The sequence below is a fragment of the Burkholderia sp. Bp9090 genome, from assembly GCF_003857985.1.
Lineage (GTDB): Bacteria > Pseudomonadota > Gammaproteobacteria > Burkholderiales > Burkholderiaceae > Burkholderia.
This window is the reverse complement of record NZ_QTPV01000027.1, coordinates 1-19,486: the sequence shown is the minus strand read 5'-3', so window position 1 is coordinate 19,486 and position 19,486 is coordinate 1. Positions and strand designations below refer to the sequence as shown.

The window sequence follows — 19,486 nt, the reverse complement described above, 5'->3', positions numbered from 1 at the left end:
TGTATTGGCTTAATGAATCGACGCATTGATCCGATTTGAGCGAAACTCAGAAATCGGCGCGTGCGACCCACTTTCTGGAGACGGAGGAGACATGATCAACCTGCCCGGTGTGCAATTCATGCTCGGTGAGGACATCGAGATGCTGCGCGACGCCGTCGCGACGTTCGCGGCGAAGGAAATCACGCCGCGCGCGGCGGAGGTCGACCGCACCGACCAGTTTCCGATGGATCTGTGGAAGAAGTTCGGCGATCTCGGCGTGCTCGGCATGACGGTGGCCGAGGAATACGGCGGCGCGAACATGGGCTACACCGCGCACATGGTCGCGATGGAGGAGATCTCGCGCGCATCGGCGTCGATCGGCCTGTCGTACGGCGCGCACTCGAACCTGTGCGTGAACCAGATCCACCGCAACGGCACCGACGCGCAAAAGCAGAAGTACCTGCCGAAGCTCGTGTCGGGCGAACACATCGGCGCGCTCGCGATGAGCGAGCCGAACGCGGGCTCCGACGTCGTCAGCATGAAGCTGCGCGCGGACAAGTGCGGCGACCGTTACGTGCTCAACGGCACGAAGATGTGGATCACCAACGGCCCCGATTGCGACACGCTCGTCGTCTACGCGAAGACGGACCTCGACGCCGGCCCGCGCGGCATCACCGCATTCATCGTCGAGAAGGGGATGAAGGGCTTCTCGGTCGCGCAGAAGCTCGACAAGCTCGGCATGCGCGGGTCGCACACGGGCGAACTCGTGTTCCAGGACGTCGAGGTGCCGGAGGAGAACATCCTCGGCCAGCTCAACGGCGGCGTGAAGGTGCTGATGAGCGGCCTCGACTACGAACGCGCGGTGCTGTCGGGCGGCCCGACGGGCATCATGGCCGCGTGTCTCGACGCGGTGGTGCCGTATATCCACGACCGCAAGCAGTTCGGCCAGTCGATCGGCGAGTTCCAGCTGATCCAGGGCAAGGTCGCCGACATGTACACCACGTTCCAGGCGTGCCGCGCGTACCTGTACGCGGTCGGCCGCCATCTCGACTCGGCGGGCAGCGACCATATTCGCCAGGTGCGCAAGGACTGCGCGGGCGTGATCCTCTACACGGCCGAGAAGGCGACGTGGATGGCCGGCGAGGCGATCCAGATCCTCGGCGGCAACGGCTACATCAACGAATACCCGGTCGGGCGCCTGTGGCGCGACGCGAAGCTCTACGAGATCGGCGCCGGCACGAGCGAGATCCGCCGGATGCTGATCGGCCGCGAGCTGTTCGCGGAAACGATGTAACGCCCCACGTCACGCGAACGGAGCCCCGTCGATGCCGATCATCGAATCGAAACTGAACCCGCGTTCGGAAGAATTCCGCGCGAACGCCGCGGCGCTGGAGGCGGTCGTCGCCGACCTGCGCGCGAAGATCGAACAGCTCGCGCAAGGCGGCGGCCCGGCCGCGCGCGACAAGCACCTGTCGCGCGGCAAGCTGCTGCCGCGCGACCGCATCGCGCAACTGCTCGATCCGGGTGCGCCGTTCCTCGAGCTGTCGCAGCTCGCGGCGAACGGCATGTACAACGACGACGCGCCGGGCGCGGGCGTGATCACCGGCATCGGCCGGATCGCGGGCCGCGAGTGCGTGATCGTGTGCAACGACGCGACGGTCAAGGGCGGCACCTACTACCCGATGACCGTGAAGAAGCACGTGCGCGCGCAGGAAATCGCCGCGGAAAACCGGCTGCCGTGCGTGTATCTCGTCGATTCGGGCGGCGCGAACCTGCCGAACCAGGACGACGTGTTTCCCGATCGCGATCACTTCGGCCGCATCTTCTTCAACCAGGCGACGATGTCCGCCGCGGGGATCGCGCAGATCGCGGTCGTGATGGGCTCGTGCACGGCGGGCGGCGCGTATGTGCCGGCGATGAGCGACGAGTCGATCATCGTGAAGAACCAGGGCACGATTTTCCTCGGCGGCCCGCCGCTCGTGAAGGCCGCGACCGGCGAGGAAGTGAGCGCCGAGGACCTCGGCGGCGGCGACGTGCACACGCGCCTGTCGGGCGTGGCCGACCACCTCGCGCAGAACGACGCGCATGCGCTGTCGATCGCGCGCAACATCGTCGGTCACCTCGCGCCGAAGATCGCGTCGCCGGTGGCGCTGCGCGAACCGAAGCCGCCGCGCTACGACGCGAAGAGCCTGTACGGCGTGATTCCGGTCGACACGCGCAAGCCGTTCGACGTGCGCGAGGTGATCGCGCGCATCGTCGATGATTCGGAGTTCGACGAATTCAAGGCGCGCTTCGGCACGACGCTCGTCACGGGCTTCGCGCACATCTGGGGCCATCCGGTCGGGATCGTCGCGAACAACGGCATCCTGTTCTCCGAATCGGCCGTGAAGGGCGCGCATTTCATCGAGCTGTGCTGCCAGCGCAAGATTCCGCTCGTGTTCCTGCAGAACATCACGGGCTTCATGGTCGGCCGCAAGTACGAGAACGAAGGCATCGCGCGGCATGGCGCGAAGATGGTGACGGCCGTGTCGAACGCGAAGGTGCCGAAGTTCACCGTGATCATCGGCGGTTCGTTCGGCGCCGGCAACTACGGGATGTGCGGCCGCGCATTCGGCCCGCGTTTCCTGTGGATGTGGCCGAACGCGCGGATCTCGGTGATGGGCGGCGAGCAGGCGGCGTCGGTGCTCGCGACCGTGCGCCGCGACGGCATCGAGGCAAAGGGCGGCGCGTGGTCGGCCGAGGACGAAGAGGCATTCAAGCAGCCGATCCGCGACCAGTACGAGCGCCAGGGGCATCCGTACTACGCGAGTGCGCGCTTGTGGGACGACGGCGTGATCGACCCCGCGCAGACGCGCGACGTGCTGGGCCTCGGCCTCGCCGCGTCGATGAACGCGCCGATCGACGACACGCGCTTCGGCGTGTTCCGCATGTAACGGCCGGGAGGGCTGACCGATGCGATACGAAACGATCAAGGTAAGCGAAGCCGGCCGCGTGGCGACCGTCACGCTCGCGCGGCCCGACGTGCGCAACGCGTTCAACGAGACGACGATCGCCGAGCTGACCACCGCGTTCGAATGGCTCGACGCGCACGCCGGCGTGCGTGCGATCGTGCTCGCCGCGGAAGGCGCGGCGTTCTGCGCGGGCGCGGACCTGAACTGGATGAAGAAGATGGCCGGTTACTCGGACGACGAGAACCGTGCCGACGCGCGCAAGCTCGCGCGCATGCTCGAGGCGATCCATCGCTGCGGCAAGCCGGTGATCGCGCGCGTGCACGGCGATGCGTATGCGGGCGGCGTGGGTCTCGTCGCGGCGGCCGACATCGCGATCGCCGCCGACGGCGTGAAGTTCTGCCTGTCCGAAGCGCGGCTCGGGCTGATTCCCGCGACGATCGCGCCGTACGTCGTGCGGGCGATGGGCGAGCGCGCGGCGCGCCGCTACTTCACGACGGCCGAGGTGTTCGACAGCGCGCGCGCCGCGTCGCTCGGCTTCATTCACGACGCGGTGCCGGCCGATGCGCTCGACGAAACGGTCGCGAAGCTGGCCGCGACGCTCGTCGCGAACGGCCCCGACGCCGTGCAGGCGTGCAAGCGGCTCGTCGCCGACGTGGCCGGCCGGCCGCTCGACGCGACGCTGATCGAGCAGACGGCCGACTGGATCGCGCGCACCCGCGCCGGCGCGGAAGCGCGCGAAGGGATCGCGTCCTTCCTCGAGAAACGCACGCCTTCGTGGCGTGAATGACGGCGTGCCCCTAACTTTCCGGACGACATCGAAGCCATGTTCGACAAGATTCTGATCGCCAACCGCGGTGAAATCGCCTGCCGCGTCGCCGCGACGTGCAAACGTCTCGGGATCGCGAGCGTCGCCGTCTATTCCGACGCGGACGCGAACGCGAAGCACGTCGCCGCATGCGACGAAGCCGTGCACATCGGCGGCGCGGCGGCCGCGGACAGCTACCTGCGCATCGAGCGCATCATCGAGGCCGCGCGCGCGACCGGTGCGCAGGCCATCCACCCGGGCTACGGCTTCCTGTCGGAGAACGAGGATTTCGCGCATGCCTGCGAGGCGGCCGGCATCGCGTTCATCGGGCCGCCGGTCGACGCGATCGCGGCGATGGGCTCGAAGGCTGCCGCCAAGGCGCTGATGCACGCGGCCGCGGTACCGCTCGTGCCCGGCTATCACGGCGACGACCAGGACGCGGCGAACCTGCATCTCGAAGCCGACGAGATCGGCTACCCGGTGCTGCTGAAGGCGAGCGCGGGCGGCGGCGGCAAGGGCATGCGCGTGGTCGAGCGCTCCGAGGACTTCCCGGCGGCGCTCGCGTCGTGCCAGCGCGAGGCCGCGAGCAGCTTCGGCAACGACCGCGTGCTGATCGAGAAATACCTGACGCGCCCGCGTCACGTCGAAGTGCAGGTGTTCGGCGACACGCACGGCAACACCGTCTACCTGTTCGATCGCGACTGCTCGGTGCAGCGCCGTCACCAGAAGGTGCTCGAGGAAGCGCCGGCGCCGGGGCTGCATGAAGACGTGCGCCAGGCGATGGGCGAGGCGGCCGTCGCGGCCGCGCGCGCGGTGAATTACGTCGGTGCGGGCACCGTCGAGTTCATCATGACGGGCGAAGCGTTCTACTTCATGGAAATGAACACGCGCCTGCAGGTCGAGCATCCGGTCACCGAGATGGTCACGGGGCTCGATCTCGTCGAATGGCAGCTGCGCGTCGCAGCGGGCGAGCCGCTGCCGCTGAAGCAGGACGAACTGCGCGTGCAGGGTCATGCGATCGAGGCGCGTCTTTACGCGGAGAATCCGGCGCGCGGCTTCCTGCCGTCCACCGGCACGCTGAAGCACCTGCGGCTGCCGGAAGGCGTCGAGTTCGCGATCGGCGCGCCGGTGCGCGTCGACAGCGGCGTGCGCGAGGGCGACGCGATCACGCCGTTCTACGATCCGATGATCGCGAAGCTGATCGTGCACGGCGCGGACCGCGCGGAAGCGCTCGGCCGGATGCTGCGCGCGCTGCGGGCCTGCGAGGTGGTGGGCCTGCACACGAATGCCGCGTTCCTGCAGCGGATCGTCACCTGCGGGCCGTTTGCGAGCGCCGATCTCGACACGGGCCTGATCGAGCGCAACCACGATGCGCTGTTCGCACCGCAACAGCCGCCGCGCGCGACGCTCGCGCTGGCCTGCGCGGCACTGCTCGCGCGCGAACGCGGCGCGGCCGCACGGGAAGGCGCGTCGCCGTGGGGCGCGCTGCCGGACTGGCGGCTGAACGGCGGCTATCGCCGCACGCTCGAATGGCATGCGCCCGATCGCGAAGCGGACGTGACGGTCACCTACGAGGACGACGGCGGCAGCACGCGCCTCGCCACCGGCGACGCGGCCGCGCAGCCGTTCGCGTGGACGCGCGGCGCGACGCCGCTCGACTTCGACGTGACGCTCGACGGCGTGCGCAGCAGCGGCCGGGTGTATGCGGACGGCGACAGTTTCCACGTGTTCACGCAGGGTGTCGCCGAGACCTTCGAATGGCGCAACGTGCTCGCGCACGCTGGCGATGCCGAGCATGGCGGCGGCCGCCTCACTGCGCCGATGCCCGGCAAGGTGATCGCGGTGCTGGTCGAGCCGGGCCAGAAGGTCGAGGCCGGCACGCCGCTGATCGTGATGGAGGCGATGAAGATGGAGCACACGATCGGCGCGCCCGGCGCGGGTGTCGTCGCGGAAGTGCTGTACGGCGTCGGCGACCAGGTCGCGGATGGCGCGCAGTTGCTGATGATGGCGGAAGATTGAGTGACGTGTGTGCGTGAGAGCCGCTGCCGACTCTCACGGATGGCGCAAGCTCCGCGCTTCGATGCAGAAAAAGGCCCGGCGTCGCAGCGGTGACCGACGCCGGCCATCGTGGCTCGTGCTGCTGAATCGTTACGGCAGCATCCTGTAGCGGGATGTCCGACGCAAATGCATCAGGACGATATCCGCATTTCGCGTTGACGGTCGCTTTCGTTGCCTGCAGAAAAAAACAATGATACGCACGCAACGCTGTCGAGGCTTTTGACAATTCAACTGTTTCCAACTGTTGACCGGCGGCACAGCGGCACCGTTTCGCACTGGTCGTTTGCTGCAACGGTTGTTGAAGAATTGACAGCCGGCTTGTCCGGGCTGCTTCGTCAAGCCAAGCCGGCTTCTTCCTCTTGTAAATGAAGGGGGGCGAGCCACAGTAACCATCGTTTGCAAGCGTCAAAAAGGTCAGGCCGGCTCGAGAAGTGGTCGCATCTTCCTGCCCGCGTTCGAGTGATTAGGCTACGGTAACAGCCGGGGTGCAGCATGTGCGCTGCACACTCATCAAATGAGCGTTGCCGAGAGACGAATCGAGATGACGAAGAAATATAATTACGGGGTGCATGGAAACCTTACGCCACCAGAACTTTTTTTCCTGATTGTTATCGACGTAGCCTGCGATGAATTGGGTATCGACGACGCGGTCGGGATCGCAATGATTTTGCTGGGGCAACGATTCGTGCCGACAAGGGGAAAGTTTGGCGGAGCGGTCAAGGGAACCTCGATCGCATCGCGGGTTTCGCGGAGATTGCTGCCTTATGAGGTCAAGCACAAAATTTTGCCGACGGTGACGTCATTCAAGAGTCTTGTGCTTCTGAAGGTCAAATTTACCAGGGAACTCGGTGTATTTGTCGGGCGGGCCGTGCCGGTGGTTGGATGGGTTATTACCGCTGCCGACATATCGATCATAATGTATCGTTCTGCAGTCAAGTACAATGACTTGGTCAAGCCGGAGGATCGCATCTAATGGATGCTCGTCTAATCGAGATGGTGCGGGATGAAGCTGACTCACCATTGTGGGGCGAGCTCGAAATTTCTCCGGAAACAGATCTCTGTGTCGATCTCGAAATTTCCGATCGGGCTATGTTGCGGCTAATGAGAAGGCTTTCGGATGAATTCGGTGTTGATATGTCGGACTTCGATATAGATTATTACTATCCGTCGAGAAAAATGCGATTCGGTCAGTTTTTGATGGAGGTGCTGAGATCTCCGTTCAGTGCCGGCGCCAGGGATAAAATACTGGAGCGTCCGCTGACCATTAAAATGATGGAGTCTGCAATCGAGACCGGACGATGGAGGATATAACCGGTGCGAAAGCATCGCGTGTTGCGTCGGTACTTTCCAAAAGCGAAAAGGAGCCTGGAAGAAGAGAAGTTCCTGGGGGACGATCGTTAAAGGGAGCTCTGGCGCGGGAGCCCGGTGCACGGCGATGATGTCCTCATCGGTTTAGCGACGGGCGAAGGCATTCGCCGGCGTGCCCTTCAGCCACGCGAGCCTTGGCCCTTGAACCCAGCGCTGTACCAGCAGTGTCATGTGAGCTCGGCTGAAACCGCTAAAGCGTCGCAGATAGCGCAGCACGAGCCCGCGGTGAGGCCGCTTGAGCTGATCGTAGCGAAAGCGCCGCAGCACGGACGCGACCCATTCGCGACGTTCGTGAGGGCACGCGGCGGGTGCAAAGTCGAGCGTCCGTGTGCCGTCGAGGACGGCGCGCACTTGGTCCAGGGCGCGGATTTGCGATTCGTTCAAATTGATGATCATCCGCCCTGGTGCTCCAGTGTCGGTCAATTCGCGCGTGTCGGGCCAACAACCGGCTCCTGTTCCATTGTAAACGCTGCCGCATCGCGTATGACCATGCCTGACAGTCTGGCGGCCGGCGCTCCGCTAGACTGGCGGATTGCTCACGTGGCCATTGCCGTGAGCTACACTGCATCCATTCAATCACCACCCCGCCGACGAGATGAAGTCTCCTGCCCTGAACGGCCTGCGCATCGGTATCACGATCGGCCTGCGCGCCCCCGACGAAAGCCTGTGGATCAACGGCATCAAGCAGAACGCGTTGTTTCTCGCGAAGTTGTTGATGGCGTCGCCGCATGGGTATCGCGTGACGCTGGTCAACACGACCGACGTGGCGCTTACCGACGCGCTGCCTTGGGATCGCCGCGTATACGACACGCGCGCGTTCGCCGACATGAAGGATGCGCTCGACGTGGTGATCGAGCTGGGCGGTCAGATCGACGGCGAGCAGACGGCCTACCTGAAGGCGCGCGGCGCGAAGATCGTCAGCTACTGCTGCGGCTTCGAGTACATCACCTCGATGGAATCGATACTGTTCGGCCGCCGCATGTGGGATTCGCTGTTCATCAACCGCGGCTACGACGAATTGTGGGCCATTCCGCAGATCGCGGAGTCGTCGCTGCCGTTCCTGCAGTCGCTGCGCCGTTGCCCGGGGCGCGTCGTGCCGTTCGTGTGGGACCCGATGTGTCTGGAGGCGCGTGCGCAATCGCTGCCGGAGCGTGGCGAATACCGGCCGCGCAGCGAACCGGGCAAGCGGCTGACGGTGATGGAGCCGAACCACAACGTCGTGAAGTTCTGCATGTATCCGATGCTGATCATCGACGAGGCGTATCGCCGCGACCCCGACGCGATCTGCTTCACGCACGTGACGAACGCCGATCGCCTCGCGCACAACAGCCCCGAGTTCGTGACGCTGATGAACTACCTGGACATCGTGCGCGCGGGTAAGGCGAGCTTCGTCGGGCGTTTCGACACGCCGTTGTTCCTGGCCGACATGACCGACATCGTCGTGTCGCATCAATGGGCGAACCCGCTCAACTATTTCTATTTCGACGTGTGCTGGCAGGGTTATCCGCTCGTGCACAACGCGAGCCTCGTGCCGGACCTCGGCTACTACTATCCTGGCAACGATGTGCAGAAGGGCACCGAGGCGCTGCTGCACGTGCTGCATACGCACGACGACGACTGGCAAGGGTATGCGCGGCGGCAGCGCGAGATCCTGCGCCGCTATACGTCGGCGAACCCCGCGCTCGTCGCCGACTACGACGCGCTGCTCGCGAACCTGATCGGCGCGACGGCGGCATAAGGCTGCACGACGCGGCACGCGCCGCCGCCTGCGGCCAGCGGGTGCATTCGATCGCGATTTGCGCGATCGAGGCGGTCGGCTCGATTTCGCCGCCTGCCGTCAACCGGATTGACCCGGGTTAATGTCTGAAGAAATGAGCCGTTAAAAAAGAAACCGCCGAACCGGGGAGATTCGACGGTTTTTGAAGGCACGAATTTGACGGCTCCGAGGGAAGTCCGTCAAAAATAATTTTATAGGTTAACTAGTCGGAAAGATTGTTAAATATCTTTCGATGGATGGTTGTCGTATAATTCGACTTAATTATTGTCGTTCAAATCAGCCGGATTATCATTCAAATATTTTCAATATCGTTTGAAACGGCAAAATTGAATTCTGTGGAGACCGAATGCGTCGTCGCAATGCAATGGCTGCACGGTTTGCCAGCAGTTGCGAGGAATCCGGCCGTCGGGTCCGGGTCGCGTTTCGCTGGCGCGCATTTGTCATATGATATTTCAAACATCCGATTTTTGAAACGGGTCTTGCGATAAATCGATTCACCCGAAGATGTTCGGATGGGGCAAATAACCAGTATCGATCGGAGTATCGTCGACGTTTTTGTGTAACCTGTCGCACTGTTGTCGACGTGCGCGTGTGGTGTATTTTCGGTGTTTGAATATCATTGACAATATCTGATTTGACGGCACGCCGGAATAAAAAGTACGCTCCCGAAAAAGATCGAAAAAGAGGTTGGGCCGGGTAGGCGGTGGTGCGCGTCGTGGTCGGCTCGCGCCACATGTATCGAGAGCGCGGGCCGTCATCGGCGGTCCGACAATTGCCGGAGCGCCGGATGAATGCGGTCGAACCTCGCCTGGAGGCGAACAGCGTAGCGAATCGGGACGAGATCGATCTCGTATTCGGCGCGCCTGACGATCACCCCGACCTTGCGTCGGTACGCAGTTTCGTCGAAAGCCGGCTCGGATTCGCGCGAGAGCCGGTTTGCCGCGCCGATTTGTCGGGCGGCGTGCTGTATCACGAATGCCTCGCGCGGCTGCGCTGGGGCGCGCGCGATGTCTTGCCGCCGCTCGCGTTCCTGCCGCGCCTCGAATCGCTCGGGCTGATGCGCTGGTTCGACCGGCTCGTGGTGGGCCGGACGATCGACGCGCTGCGCGCCGATCCGAAGGCCGTGTACGGCTGCAACGTCACGGCGACGAGCGCGGTCGTGGACGACGCGTGGCTCGCGCTGTTCAGGCGGCTCGAGCGCGAGCCGTCGGTCGCGGCGCGGCTGGTCGTCGAAATCACCGAGACGGGGCCGCTGAACCCCGTCGCGGGCCGGTCGTTCGTGAACCGGTTCCGCCAGGCCGGGTGCCGCGTCGCGATCGACGATTTCGGCGTCGGCTTCAGCGCGCTGAACAACCTGGTGGTCGGCAATCCCGACATCGTGAAGCTCGACAGGTCGGTCCTGTCGCTGATCAAGCGCAACGCGATCGGGCGCTACCAGTTTCGCCGGCTGATCGCGTTCGCGCACGAAAGCGCGCGGCACGTCGTCGTCGAAGGCGTGGAGAACGAGATCGACCGGCAGATCATCCTGGATTCCGGCGTCTCATGGGCGCAGGGCATCCGCTTTACATGGCGGTCACCGGCCGCCGCATGACGCTGCGGCGCGGGCGCGGCGCGCCGGCATCGGACAACGAAGAATTGAATAGGGGCGTGGGCATGGCGGCGACGAAGAAGGCCGGGCACGGAACGGGCACGCAGGCGGCCGATGCGCGCGAGCTCGTCGCGATCGCCGAACTGGCCGAGATGCTGGAGCAACTCGGCGCCGACGCGATTGACGCGACCGTTGCACCGGTCGACGTCATGCCGTTTCTCCACGGCCTGAAGGACGTCTCGCAACACATTCACCGGATGAAGCCGCTCGATGCCGACGGTCGCGAGCGCGCGGCGCGACACTATTTCGCCGGTGTGTTCGCGGGCGCTTGCGGCGACGATTCGGCGATCGCGTGCGGTGTATCGGGCAGCCTGGCGCAACAGGCCGGCGCTGTCGGTCCCGCGGCGGCACGTTGTTTCGCGAGGCTTGCGCGCATCGGCCGGCGACATGGCCGTGCGTTCGCCGAGCGACGGGGCCAGCGTGTTCCGGCTTGACGCCGGTTCGCGCATCACGTCCTCGTCGGGCTCTTATCACGCTAATCAGGAGCACTACCGCCCGGCGTCGCGCGGCAAGGTCACTCGTCAATCCTTCCCGAAGCCACCCAGCACGAGCGCCAGCGCACGGTCGGCCGTATCGTCCCAGCGGCCCGGATGCGCGGCGCGCACGATCCGGATGCCCGGGTACAGCGCGGTACGCGAGCCGGTTTCCCAGCGCGCATCGGCTTTCGGGCTCAGCAGCAGGACGGCCGGCACGCCCAGCGCGCCGGCCAGGTGGATGTGCGCGGTGCAGGTGGTGACCACGGCGTCCATCGCGAGCATCAGTGCGGCCAGATCGCTGAAATCGCCGATCGCGTGATGCGGGAACGTGACCGGCAGATCCGACGGCTCGGACTGCGCGGCAATATCGCGGTTGATGCAGTATGCGGCATGGCCGCGCAGCCGCGCGAGCGGCGCGAGGTCGCGCAGGCTGGCCGCGCGCAGGAAGCGCGCATCGCTTTCGTCGCGGCCGCGCCAGTTGAGGCCGATGCGGCGCGTGCCCGGCGCGTTGCCGTCGCGCGCGACGCGTTCGCGCCATGCCGCCGCCCGTTCGGGCGGGCACGACAGGTAGGCGGCCGGCGCGCCGGCCGGTGCCGGCGCGTAGCCGAACTGCGCGGCCAGCACCAGGAACGAACACCAGTAGTCGTGAGCGATCTGCGACGTGTCGACCCACGCGCCGTGTGCGGCGACGACTTCGATGCGCGGGAACGTATGGCGCATCAGGTCGGCCAGCGCCGCGGGGACGATGACCGTCACCGCCACGCCGTCGAGCGCGTCGAGCGCATGCAGGTAGCGCGCGTACTGGAGCTGGTCGCCGACCCCGCCGTAGCTGATCACGAGCAGCCGCTTGCCGTGCAGCGGCTGGCCGTCGTAGAGCCGTTCCGTCGGCAGCCCGAACCGTGCGGCCGTCAGCACGTTCTCGCTGGCGATGGTCGCGCGCGCGGCTTCGTCGCGTCGGCCGGCACGCAGCAGCAGCGCCGAGCGCGCGAGTTCGACGCGCCCGCGCAGCGCGTCGGGCAGCGCGGCCGGTTCGCCGATGCGTTCGAGTGCCGCGAGCCCGGCGTCGGGCGCGCCGGCGAAGCCGTAGCACGACGCGAGCTGGAACGCGATCGCATCGTCGTCGAGGCCCCGGCCGCGCGCGCACAGCCAGCGGGCGATCGCGTGGCCCCATTCGCAGCGGGATTCGTGGTCGAGCGCGCGGTTCCAGTGCGTTTCGGGCGCGTCGTCGGCCTCGGCTGACACGGCGGCATTCGCGTCATCGTCTGCCCGGGCGGATACGCGGCCGACGGGCTCGCCCGAGATGAACAGGCGTTGCCGGTCCCAGCGCGGGTTCGGCACGCACAACAGATTCGGCCCGTCGAACCGGTAGAACGTGTAATCGAGGCCGGCGAACGTATCGATGACGCGTGCGTCATCCGCGTTCCGGCAGGCGATCCAGCACCACGGCAGATGCGTTTCGATCAGCAGGCGCGCGCCGTGCAGCGCGTCGACCTCCATCCCGTCGATGTCGAGCTTCAGGAAATCGAGGCGCGGCAGGCCGAGCGAATCGAGCCTGACGGTCGGGGCGGGCGTGCCGTCGGCCGCGTGCGCGTCGACGCGTGCGGCCGGTTCGGCGCCGGCGGGGTGCCCGCCGTCTACGTCGGGCACCGTCATCGTGCCGTTGCGGCTCGCGAGCCCCATGTTCAGCAGATGAAGGTTGTCGAGCTGGTTGAGCGCAACGGTGCCGCCGAGCGCATGGAACAGCGTGCGCCGCGGCTCGAACGCGTGGACGTGGCCGCCGCGATCGCGCAAGCGCTGCGCGATCGGCACGCAGACGAGTCCCGCATTGGCCCCGCCGTCCACCGCGAGCGCGCCGTCGGGCAACTGGTCGATCACCTGCATGATCGTGTCGAGCTCGCCCTGGTTGTGCGGCCGGCCGGTCTCCAGCAGCGCGTCGGCCTGCCGCGTGCTGTGCCGGTCGATGACGAACGGGCCGTGGATCGAATCGATCACGACGAAGTGGCGGACGGTGTGCTTCATGAACGGATGGCGAACGGGCGCGGTCAGCCGAGCGCGCGCCCGGCGAACAGGCGCTGGATCTGCCCGGAATACGCGCGGACGTTGTGGTCGGCGAGCGTGTCGACCTGCTGCAGGCAGCGGCGGGCCGCTGCCGCGTAGTCGTCGAGCCGCGCGTCGTGCGTCTGCGCGGCGGTCGCGATCGCGCGTGCCGCGTCGAAGATCTCGAAGTCCGGGTAGTAATAGCCGACGTCGCGCAGGAACGGCGAGTTGTGCACGAGCGGATAGTTGCCGTACAGCGCGTCGTACAGCAGGTAGTTCAGGCCGTTTTCCCAATGGTGCGACACGACGATGTCGGTGTGATGCGCGGCCCACGCGACGAACGGCGCGCGCACGTCGGCCGTCGCTTTGCCGTCGCGCACCATCTCGAGCCCGAGCGCGAGATGCTTGAAGGCGACGTTTTCCTTCTTGTCGAACGTGTTGGTCATGTACACGTGTTCGACGAGCTCCGGATGCTCGACGTAGCACGCGTTCGCGGCCAGCATCGGCACGATCGAACTCTTCACGACGTTCAGGTTCGGCTCGAAGAACGCGATGCGCTTGGCCGGACCGTGGTTGCGGTAGCCGAAGCGCGCCTTCAGCTCGGGGTCGGCGTCGAGGCTGCGTTCGATGAAGTACGGCGACCAGATGTGCGGCAGCTCGATCACCGGCGCGCGATATACGGCCTGGAAGTAGGCCGCGCACGTGTGCATGTGCTGCGGGTTGGTCCAGATCTCGTCGAACTGCACGCGGTTCGGGTTCGGCCGCCAGTTGTTCTTCTCGAAATTGATCGTCTCGACCGCGATCACGTAGTCGTTGCCGAAGCGGTACGACACGCACTTGCCGCCGCGCCGGCGCACCGCGTCCGTGTGCGACGGGTCGACGAACGCGTTCATCTCGATCAGCAGGTCGGTCTGGTGGACGATCGCCGACAACGGCCGCAGCGCGTCGCCGAACGCGTCCATCATCAGCGCCTGCGGGTAGTCGGTGATGCCGTCGTCGTGCGCGAGCCACACTTCGCCGATCAGCGGCGAACGCTTCAGCAGCATGTACAGGTACACGCAATGCTGGTTCGCGCCGTTGTACCAGATCGACTGCGTCGCGTCGCGCTGCACGTTCATCGTAATCGCGACATTGATTTTCATCGGCGGCTCCGGGCGGACGGTGCGCGTCAAGCGTCGCGATAGAGCGACGCGATCGCGTCGGAATACGCGGCGACGTTGTCGGGGTTGTAGATGCTGACCGAGTCGAGCACGTGCTTCGATTGCTCGCGGTATGCATCCAGATTCGCGTCGTGTTCGGCAAATGCCCGCAGCAGCGCGCGGCCGCCGGCCTGGCAGTCGAAGTCCGGATAGAAATACCCGGCATTGCCGAGGAACGGCGAGTTGTGGATCAGCGGATAGTCGCCGTACAGCAGTTCGTAGTACAGGTAGTTCTGCGCGTTTTCCCACGTGTGCGACACCACCGCGTCGCCGTAGGCGGCCATGAACTCGTACACCGCGTAGCGGCTTTCGAACGTCGTGATCCCGTGGTTCACGATGTCGAGACTCTTCGCGAAATGGACGAACGTCGTATGTTCCTTCAGGTGCAGCGTATTGCACACGCGCACGAATTCGACGAAATCGGGCTTCGCGCGATATGCTTCCTCGGTCACCAGCATCGGGATGATGCTCGTCTTCACCATGCAGATGTTCGGCTCGAACATCGTCACGCGCCAGCGCGGCTTGCCGGGCTGATAGCCGAACGACAAACCGGCGCCGAGCGTTGCGCGTGCCTTGTCGAACAGCATCGGATGCCAGATGTGCGGGACGATCGTCACCGGCGCGCGCAGGCCCGTCTGGTAATAGTGCAGGCACGAGCGCTCGAATTCCGGAATCGTCCATACCGCGTCGTACGGCGCGCCCGAGAACAGGAAGCCCGACGGCTTGTCGAACATCGCCCGCTCGATGTCGATCACGTAGTCGTTGCCGACCCGCATCGTGACGACCTTGCCGCCGCGGTCGCGGAACGCGCGCAGGTAATCGGCGCCGAACTGCGCGCTCATTTCGATCAGCACGTCGCAGCGCTCGAGCGCTTCGTCCATCGACAGCAGCGGCACGTCCCATTCGCCGAGCATCATCTGCGGATCGGCGAGCTGTTCGCCGCCGTTCACCATCACGGCTTCAGCGACGAGCGGCGACTGGCGCAGCAACAGGATCAGCAGCAGGCAGTTCTGGAAGATGCCGTTTTCCCACAGCGACTGGCCGGCGCCGCGCACGAACAGCGACACGCCGACGACGAGACGCTTGCCCTCGCCGGGCGCTTGACGGGCATTGGAGTCCGACATGCGTATTCTCCGGTTCAGGCGACCAGACGCGAGACGAACGCGTCGAGGTTCGCGGGGTTGTCGATCGAGACCGACCGCAGCAGCCGGTCGGCTTTCGCGCGGTAGTCGTCGAGCTGCTCGTCGTGATGCAGCCAGGCATCGAGCAGCACGCGGCCGCCCGCGGCGGAATCGAAGTCCGGGTAGTAGTAGCCGGCGTCGCCGATCAGCGTCGAGTTGTGGATCAGCGGATAACCGCCATACAGCACGTCGTAGTACAGATAGTTCTGCGCGTTTTCCCAGTGATGGGACACGACGGCGTCCGCGTGGCGCGCCATGAAGCCCGGCAGGTCGATGCGCGGCTCGAACGTCGCCTTGTGATGGCGCACGAGGTCGAGGCTGTTCGCGAAGTGCACGAAGGTCGGATGGGCCTTCATGTGCATCGAGTTGACGACGAACAGATGCTGCACGGCGTCCGGATGCGCGCGGTAGAGTTCGTCGCACGCGAGCATCGGGTAGTGGCAGGACTTCACGACCGAGATGTTCGGCTCGAGCGTGGCGAGATTCCACGGGCGACGGCCGGGCCGATAGCCGAACGTCAGGCCTTCGCTCGCCAGCGCGGCGATGCGGCGATCGAGGAAATACGGCGACCAGATATGCGGCATCAGGTGCACCGGCGCGCGCAACAGGGTTTGCAGCATCGGTGCGCCGGTCTGCTCGTACTGCGGCAGCAGCCATACTTCGTCGAACGGCGTGTCGTTGAAGATGTGTCCCGACGGCTTGCCGAAGATCGGTGTTTCACCCAGGCCGGCGTAGACGTGTCCGCAGAAGAAGGCGACCAGTTTCTTGCCGAGCGCCTTCATGTGCCTGCGCCATTCGAGCGGCAATTGCGCGCCCATCTCGATCACGACGTCGAGGTCGTGCGTGACGTCGGAAGGCTTCACGAGCGGCACGTCGAGGCCGTCGAGATCGAGCCCGGCCGGAAACGCGTTGGCGTCGCCGCCGTTCAGGAAATAGACGGGGCCGACGCGATCGGAGCGCTTGAGCATCATCGCGAGGAACGCGATGTTCTGGTGAATGCCGTTTTCCCAGATCGCCTGGCCGTCCCGCGCAAACAGCGAGATGCCGACGGCCGGCCGTTGCTTGCGGGTGCCGCCCGAGGCGGCTTGATTGATGTCCGTCACCGGTTGGTTTCCTCTGCGGCGTCGTGCGTTCGGCCGTGGCCGCGAAACGGCGCGCCGTGGATTGTCGTGGTTGTGTTCGCGCCGGCACGCGCCGGAATATGCGTCGAGCGGCGCGGATCGCGGGGCGGCCGCCGGATTCCGGTGTGTCGTCGGGCGGGTCACGGCGCGCGACGCGGGCGGAACGCCTCGGCAGCTGTCTGCGGCGATTGTGGCACGGAAGGCGCCGTCTTGTGGAGGGGGCCTGACGAACTTTGACATAGCCGCCCGCGCGGGAGCCGGGGCCCCGGCGAAGCGGGGTCGGTGCGGTCGGGCGGGGTGGCGGCGGGGCGGCTGCGCGTTGCCGGTCGAGGCCGTCGCGTGCGGGCGCGGGGTGCGCCGGGGCCGCGACGGCCGGCTGCTCAGCGCTGCAGCGAGATCTCGACGCGGCGGTTGCTCGCGCGGCCTTCGGCCGTCGCGTTGGACGCGACCGGATCGGCACTGCCGCGGCCCGTGACCGACACGGCCTGCGCTTTCAGTCCGTGTGCCTTCAGGTAGCTTGCGACGGTTTCCGCGCGGCGCTTCGACAGCGCGAGATTGGCGGCGTCGTTGCCGACCGAATCCGTATGGCCGGTGACCGTCACATGCGTGTACGTGCGGTCTTCGCGTTCGTTCAGCAACTTGTCGAGCGACGCACGCGCGGCCGGCGTGAGCGTGGCCATGCCCGTCGCGAACAGCGCGTCGCCCGCGAGGTTGACGTGTTCGACCGCGGCCGGCGCGGGGGCCGGCTCGGCCGTCGACGCAGCTTGGGCCGGTGCGGCGCCGCACTGGAACACCAGCGTCGCGGGATCGGAATTGTCGCGCAGCGCGCGGGCGGAATCGACGGTGCGCACCGGCTGGTCGCCGCAGATCTTGCGGGCGGCCTTCATGCAGGTCTGCGGGCCCGACAGCAGGCCGTGGCAGTCCACCTGGAAGGTGCGCACGCCGTCGCGCGGCTGCAGTTCGGAGGCACTGAAGGTCGGGCCGGATGCGGTCGAGCACGCGGCGAGGGCCAGCGCGGAAAGCGCGAGCGCAAGAGCGAGTTTGTTCACGGTTACGTCCTCAATACTTGGGTTGACTGAAGCCCGCCGCGCGTTGCGCGGCGGGCTCGTCCTGCCGTCGGGGCCCCCTGGCGCCGCCGGCTCGCGAGCCGGCGGCGTGGCGGCGCGACGGGTTACTTCCACTGGTACAGCATGCCGGCGCCGATCACCTTCTGACCGCCGCTGAAGCCGCCGTTGATCGACGCCTTCAGGTTCTCCGTGATGCGCGCCTGCATGTTGACCGCCATCGCCTTCTGGCCGAGGAAGGTCGACGTGCCGATACCCATCCCGAAGTTGGCGTCGCGATCGAGCTGCGGGATCGACGCCATCGCGCCGACGGCCGCGATACCCTGCTTCGCCATCTGGTCGGTCTGCTGCAGTTGCGAACCCAGCGCGTTGATCTGCCCTTGCTGGCCGGACAAGGCGGTCGACAGCGTCGTCTGCACCTGCGTCAGCTGGTTCACGTTCACCGCGTCGGTGCCTTGCGTACCCGGCGCGACGTTCGTGATCTGGCGCTGCTGCGTGTCGCTGCCGACCGACACCACGTTCGAGCGACCGCCGTCGTTCGAATTCGCGCCGATCGCCACCGAGTTCGAGCCGGCGGTGACGGTCGGCCGGTCGTTGCCGGTGCCGTTCATGTCGGCCGCGATGCCGGTGTTGTTCGCCGCACGTGTCGTGTTGTTGTTGATCGTGGTCGACAACTGGTTCACCTGATCGCCAAGATTCGTCACGCCGGTCGACAGCGAAGCCACCGTGCTGTTCGTCGTGCTCAGGCCGGTCGACAGCGAGCCGATGCCGGTCGAGGTCGACGTCGACAACGACGTGAGGTTGCTGTTCGTCGAGCTGAGGCCCGTCGACAGCGAGTTGATCGCCGTCGAGGTCGACGTGGACAACGACGTGAGGTTGCTGTTGGTCGAGCTGAGGCCCGTGGACAGCGAACCGATACCGGTCGACAGCGACGCGATATTCGACGCGGTCGACGTGGACAGGCTGTTGACCGCCTGGTTCGTCGCGTTGAGCTGGCTGCCGTTGATCGCGTCCGTGCTGGTGGCCGATACCCGGCCTGCCGCGACGTTCGTGATCTGGCGTTCCGCACCCGGTGCGCCGACGCTGAAGACGCCCACTGGCGAGGTGCCGTAGACCGGGTACGTGATGCCGCCCACCGTGACGCTCGATACGCCGACGGCGTTGCCCGTGGTCGAGTTCGCGCCCATCGCGATCGAGTTGGCGACATTGGCCTGCGCGTTCGTGCCGAAGGCGAGGGCGTCGGTTGCCGTGGCCTTCGCATTCGAGCCGTAGGCCTGGGCGCCGATCGCGCTGGCCGTCGCCTGATTGCCGAGCGCGATCGTGTTGTCCGCGGTGGCCTGGTTTGCGCTGCCGAGGGCGAGCGCGCTGTTGCCGGTTGCCGTGTTCGCGTTGCCGAGTGCCACTGCGCCGGTGCCGGTCGCCGTGTCGTTCGCGCCCAGCGCCACTGCGCCGGTGCCCGTCGCGATGCTCGGGTCGCCGATCGCGACCGCGCCGTCGCCGCTCGCGGTGTTGCCGGAGCCGATCGACACCGCCTTGCCGCCGGTGGCCGATGCGTTCTGGCCGATGGCGACTGCGCCCGCCGTCTGCGCGTTCGAGCCGTCGCCGACTGCCACGCTGCTGGCGCCTGCCGCGCTGGCGTTCACGCCGGCTGCCAGCGAGTTGACGCCCGTCGCGCCGTCGTTGGCGTAGTTGCCTTGCTGCGTGCCGTTGTCGTTGACGCTGTAGTAGTGCGTCTTCGCGGCTTCGATCGCGGTGACCGGGAACGCCGGCAGCGGGCGCGGCGAGAACGCGAACAGCGCGGCGCCGAGCACGAGCGCCGACA

Annotated in this window: 16 protein-coding genes; 9 read left to right on the top strand and 7 right to left on the bottom strand. The window is 66.2% G+C overall.

The genetic code is table 11. The features are described 5' to 3' along the window. Positions 1-91 precede the first annotated feature (91 nt). The 6 genes from DIE16_RS22850 to DIE16_RS22825 all read left to right on the top strand — a co-directional run bounded on the left by DIE16_RS22850 (position 92) and on the right by DIE16_RS22825 (position 7,104). On the top strand, positions 92-1,273 hold the full coding sequence (locus DIE16_RS22850) for an isovaleryl-CoA dehydrogenase (protein ID WP_124893464.1): 1,182 nt from the start codon (positions 92-94) through the stop codon (positions 1,271-1,273). 31 nt (positions 1,274-1,304) lie between these two features. After that, positions 1,305-2,912, top strand: coding sequence for a carboxyl transferase domain-containing protein (locus DIE16_RS22845; RefSeq protein ID WP_124488648.1), 1,608 nt, complete (start codon positions 1,305-1,307; stop codon positions 2,910-2,912). Positions 2,913-2,931: 19 nt separating this feature from the next. Beyond that, positions 2,932-3,717: an enoyl-CoA hydratase/isomerase family protein gene (locus tag DIE16_RS22840; protein ID WP_014898432.1), complete on the top strand. Its 786-nt coding sequence runs from the start codon at positions 2,932-2,934 to the stop codon at positions 3,715-3,717. A 36-nt stretch (positions 3,718-3,753) separates the two neighbouring features. Further along, entirely contained in the window at positions 3,754-5,754 is a 2,001-nt protein-coding gene (locus DIE16_RS22835) for an acetyl/propionyl/methylcrotonyl-CoA carboxylase subunit alpha (RefSeq protein ID WP_124488646.1), read from the top strand. Positions 5,755-6,334: 580 nt separating this feature from the next. Further along, on the top strand, positions 6,335-6,766 hold the full coding sequence (locus DIE16_RS22830) for an STM2901 family protein (RefSeq protein WP_124488645.1): 432 nt from the start codon (positions 6,335-6,337) through the stop codon (positions 6,764-6,766). After that, positions 6,766-7,104, top strand: coding sequence for a DUF1493 family protein (locus DIE16_RS22825; protein WP_124488644.1), 339 nt, complete (start codon positions 6,766-6,768; stop codon positions 7,102-7,104). Before DIE16_RS22830 ends, DIE16_RS22825 begins: the two co-directional genes overlap by 1 nt. Positions 7,105-7,245: 141 nt before the next feature. On the opposite strand, the gene DIE16_RS22820 is transcribed toward DIE16_RS22825, so the two are convergent. Then, entirely contained in the window at positions 7,246-7,557 is a 312-nt protein-coding gene (locus DIE16_RS22820; protein ID WP_124488643.1) for a hypothetical protein, read from the bottom strand. A 199-nt stretch (positions 7,558-7,756) separates the two neighbouring features. On the opposite strand from DIE16_RS22820, the gene DIE16_RS22815 reads away from it, so the two are divergent. From DIE16_RS22815 to DIE16_RS22805, 3 genes are all read left to right on the top strand, one after another. Continuing rightward, the gene (locus DIE16_RS22815; RefSeq protein WP_124488642.1) at positions 7,757-8,899 is read left to right on the top strand and encodes a DUF2827 domain-containing protein; all 1,143 of its coding nucleotides are present in this window, start codon (positions 7,757-7,759) and stop codon (positions 8,897-8,899) included. An 826-nt stretch (positions 8,900-9,725) separates the two neighbouring features. Beyond that, positions 9,726-10,529 carry an EAL domain-containing protein gene (locus DIE16_RS22810; protein ID WP_044847404.1) on the top strand — a complete coding sequence of 268 codons (804 nt, stop codon included), beginning with the start codon at positions 9,726-9,728 and terminating at the stop codon, positions 10,527-10,529. 62 nt (positions 10,530-10,591) lie between these two features. Further along, the gene (locus DIE16_RS22805; RefSeq protein WP_124523341.1) at positions 10,592-11,020 is read left to right on the top strand and encodes a hypothetical protein; all 429 of its coding nucleotides are present in this window, start codon (positions 10,592-10,594) and stop codon (positions 11,018-11,020) included. Between the two features lie 87 nt (positions 11,021-11,107). Here DIE16_RS22805 and DIE16_RS22800 read toward each other — a convergent pair whose 3' ends face one another. The 6 genes from DIE16_RS22800 to DIE16_RS22775 form a co-directional block, all read right to left on the bottom strand. Beyond that, positions 11,108-13,081 carry an FkbM family methyltransferase gene (locus tag DIE16_RS22800; protein WP_124523288.1) on the bottom strand — a complete coding sequence of 658 codons (1,974 nt, stop codon included), beginning with the start codon at positions 13,079-13,081 and terminating at the stop codon, positions 11,108-11,110. Positions 13,082-13,104: 23 nt separating this feature from the next. After that, positions 13,105-14,241, bottom strand: coding sequence for a DUF2827 family protein (locus tag DIE16_RS22795; RefSeq protein WP_044847402.1), 1,137 nt, complete (start codon positions 14,239-14,241; stop codon positions 13,105-13,107). 26 nt (positions 14,242-14,267) lie between these two features. Beyond that, on the bottom strand, positions 14,268-15,422 hold the full coding sequence (locus DIE16_RS22790) for a DUF2827 domain-containing protein (protein ID WP_124523286.1): 1,155 nt from the start codon (positions 15,420-15,422) through the stop codon (positions 14,268-14,270). Positions 15,423-15,436: 14 nt separating this feature from the next. Then, positions 15,437-16,582 (bottom strand): DUF2827 domain-containing protein, encoded by a 1,146-nt coding sequence (locus tag DIE16_RS22785; protein WP_124893463.1) that lies wholly within the window; start codon positions 16,580-16,582, stop codon positions 15,437-15,439. Between the two features lie 398 nt (positions 16,583-16,980). After that, positions 16,981-17,649, bottom strand: a complete 669-nt coding sequence (locus tag DIE16_RS22780; protein WP_124488636.1) for an OmpA family protein — start codon at positions 17,647-17,649, stop codon at positions 16,981-16,983. Positions 17,650-17,771: 122 nt separating this feature from the next. Beyond that, on the bottom strand, positions 17,772-19,486 hold a 1,715-nt coding region (locus tag DIE16_RS22775; protein WP_260434434.1), incomplete at its 5' end, for a YadA family autotransporter adhesin.

Bases quoted from the DNA above. Each gene is read 5' to 3' on its own strand.
- DIE16_RS22850 (WP_124893464.1), top strand. From the start codon at position 92: ATGATCAACCTGCCCGGTGTGCAATTCATGCTCGGTGAGGACATCGAG.
- DIE16_RS22845 (WP_124488648.1), top strand. From the start codon at position 1,305: ATGCCGATCATCGAATCGAAACTGAACCCGCGTTCGGAAGAATTCCGC.
- DIE16_RS22840 (WP_014898432.1), top strand. From the start codon at position 2,932: ATGCGATACGAAACGATCAAGGTAAGCGAAGCCGGCCGCGTGGCGACC.
- DIE16_RS22835 (WP_124488646.1), top strand. From the start codon at position 3,754: ATGTTCGACAAGATTCTGATCGCCAACCGCGGTGAAATCGCCTGCCGC.
- DIE16_RS22830 (WP_124488645.1), top strand. From the start codon at position 6,335: ATGACGAAGAAATATAATTACGGGGTGCATGGAAACCTTACGCCACCA.
- DIE16_RS22825 (WP_124488644.1), top strand. From the start codon at position 6,766: ATGGATGCTCGTCTAATCGAGATGGTGCGGGATGAAGCTGACTCACCA.
- DIE16_RS22820 (WP_124488643.1), bottom strand. From the start codon at position 7,557: ATGATCATCAATTTGAACGAATCGCAAATCCGCGCCCTGGACCAAGTG.
- DIE16_RS22815 (WP_124488642.1), top strand. From the start codon at position 7,757: ATGAAGTCTCCTGCCCTGAACGGCCTGCGCATCGGTATCACGATCGGC.
- DIE16_RS22810 (WP_044847404.1), top strand. From the start codon at position 9,726: ATGAATGCGGTCGAACCTCGCCTGGAGGCGAACAGCGTAGCGAATCGG.
- DIE16_RS22805 (WP_124523341.1), top strand. From the start codon at position 10,592: ATGGCGGCGACGAAGAAGGCCGGGCACGGAACGGGCACGCAGGCGGCC.
- DIE16_RS22800 (WP_124523288.1), bottom strand. From the start codon at position 13,081: ATGAAGCACACCGTCCGCCACTTCGTCGTGATCGATTCGATCCACGGC.
- DIE16_RS22795 (WP_044847402.1), bottom strand. From the start codon at position 14,241: ATGAAAATCAATGTCGCGATTACGATGAACGTGCAGCGCGACGCGACG.
- DIE16_RS22790 (WP_124523286.1), bottom strand. From the start codon at position 15,422: ATGTCGGACTCCAATGCCCGTCAAGCGCCCGGCGAGGGCAAGCGTCTC.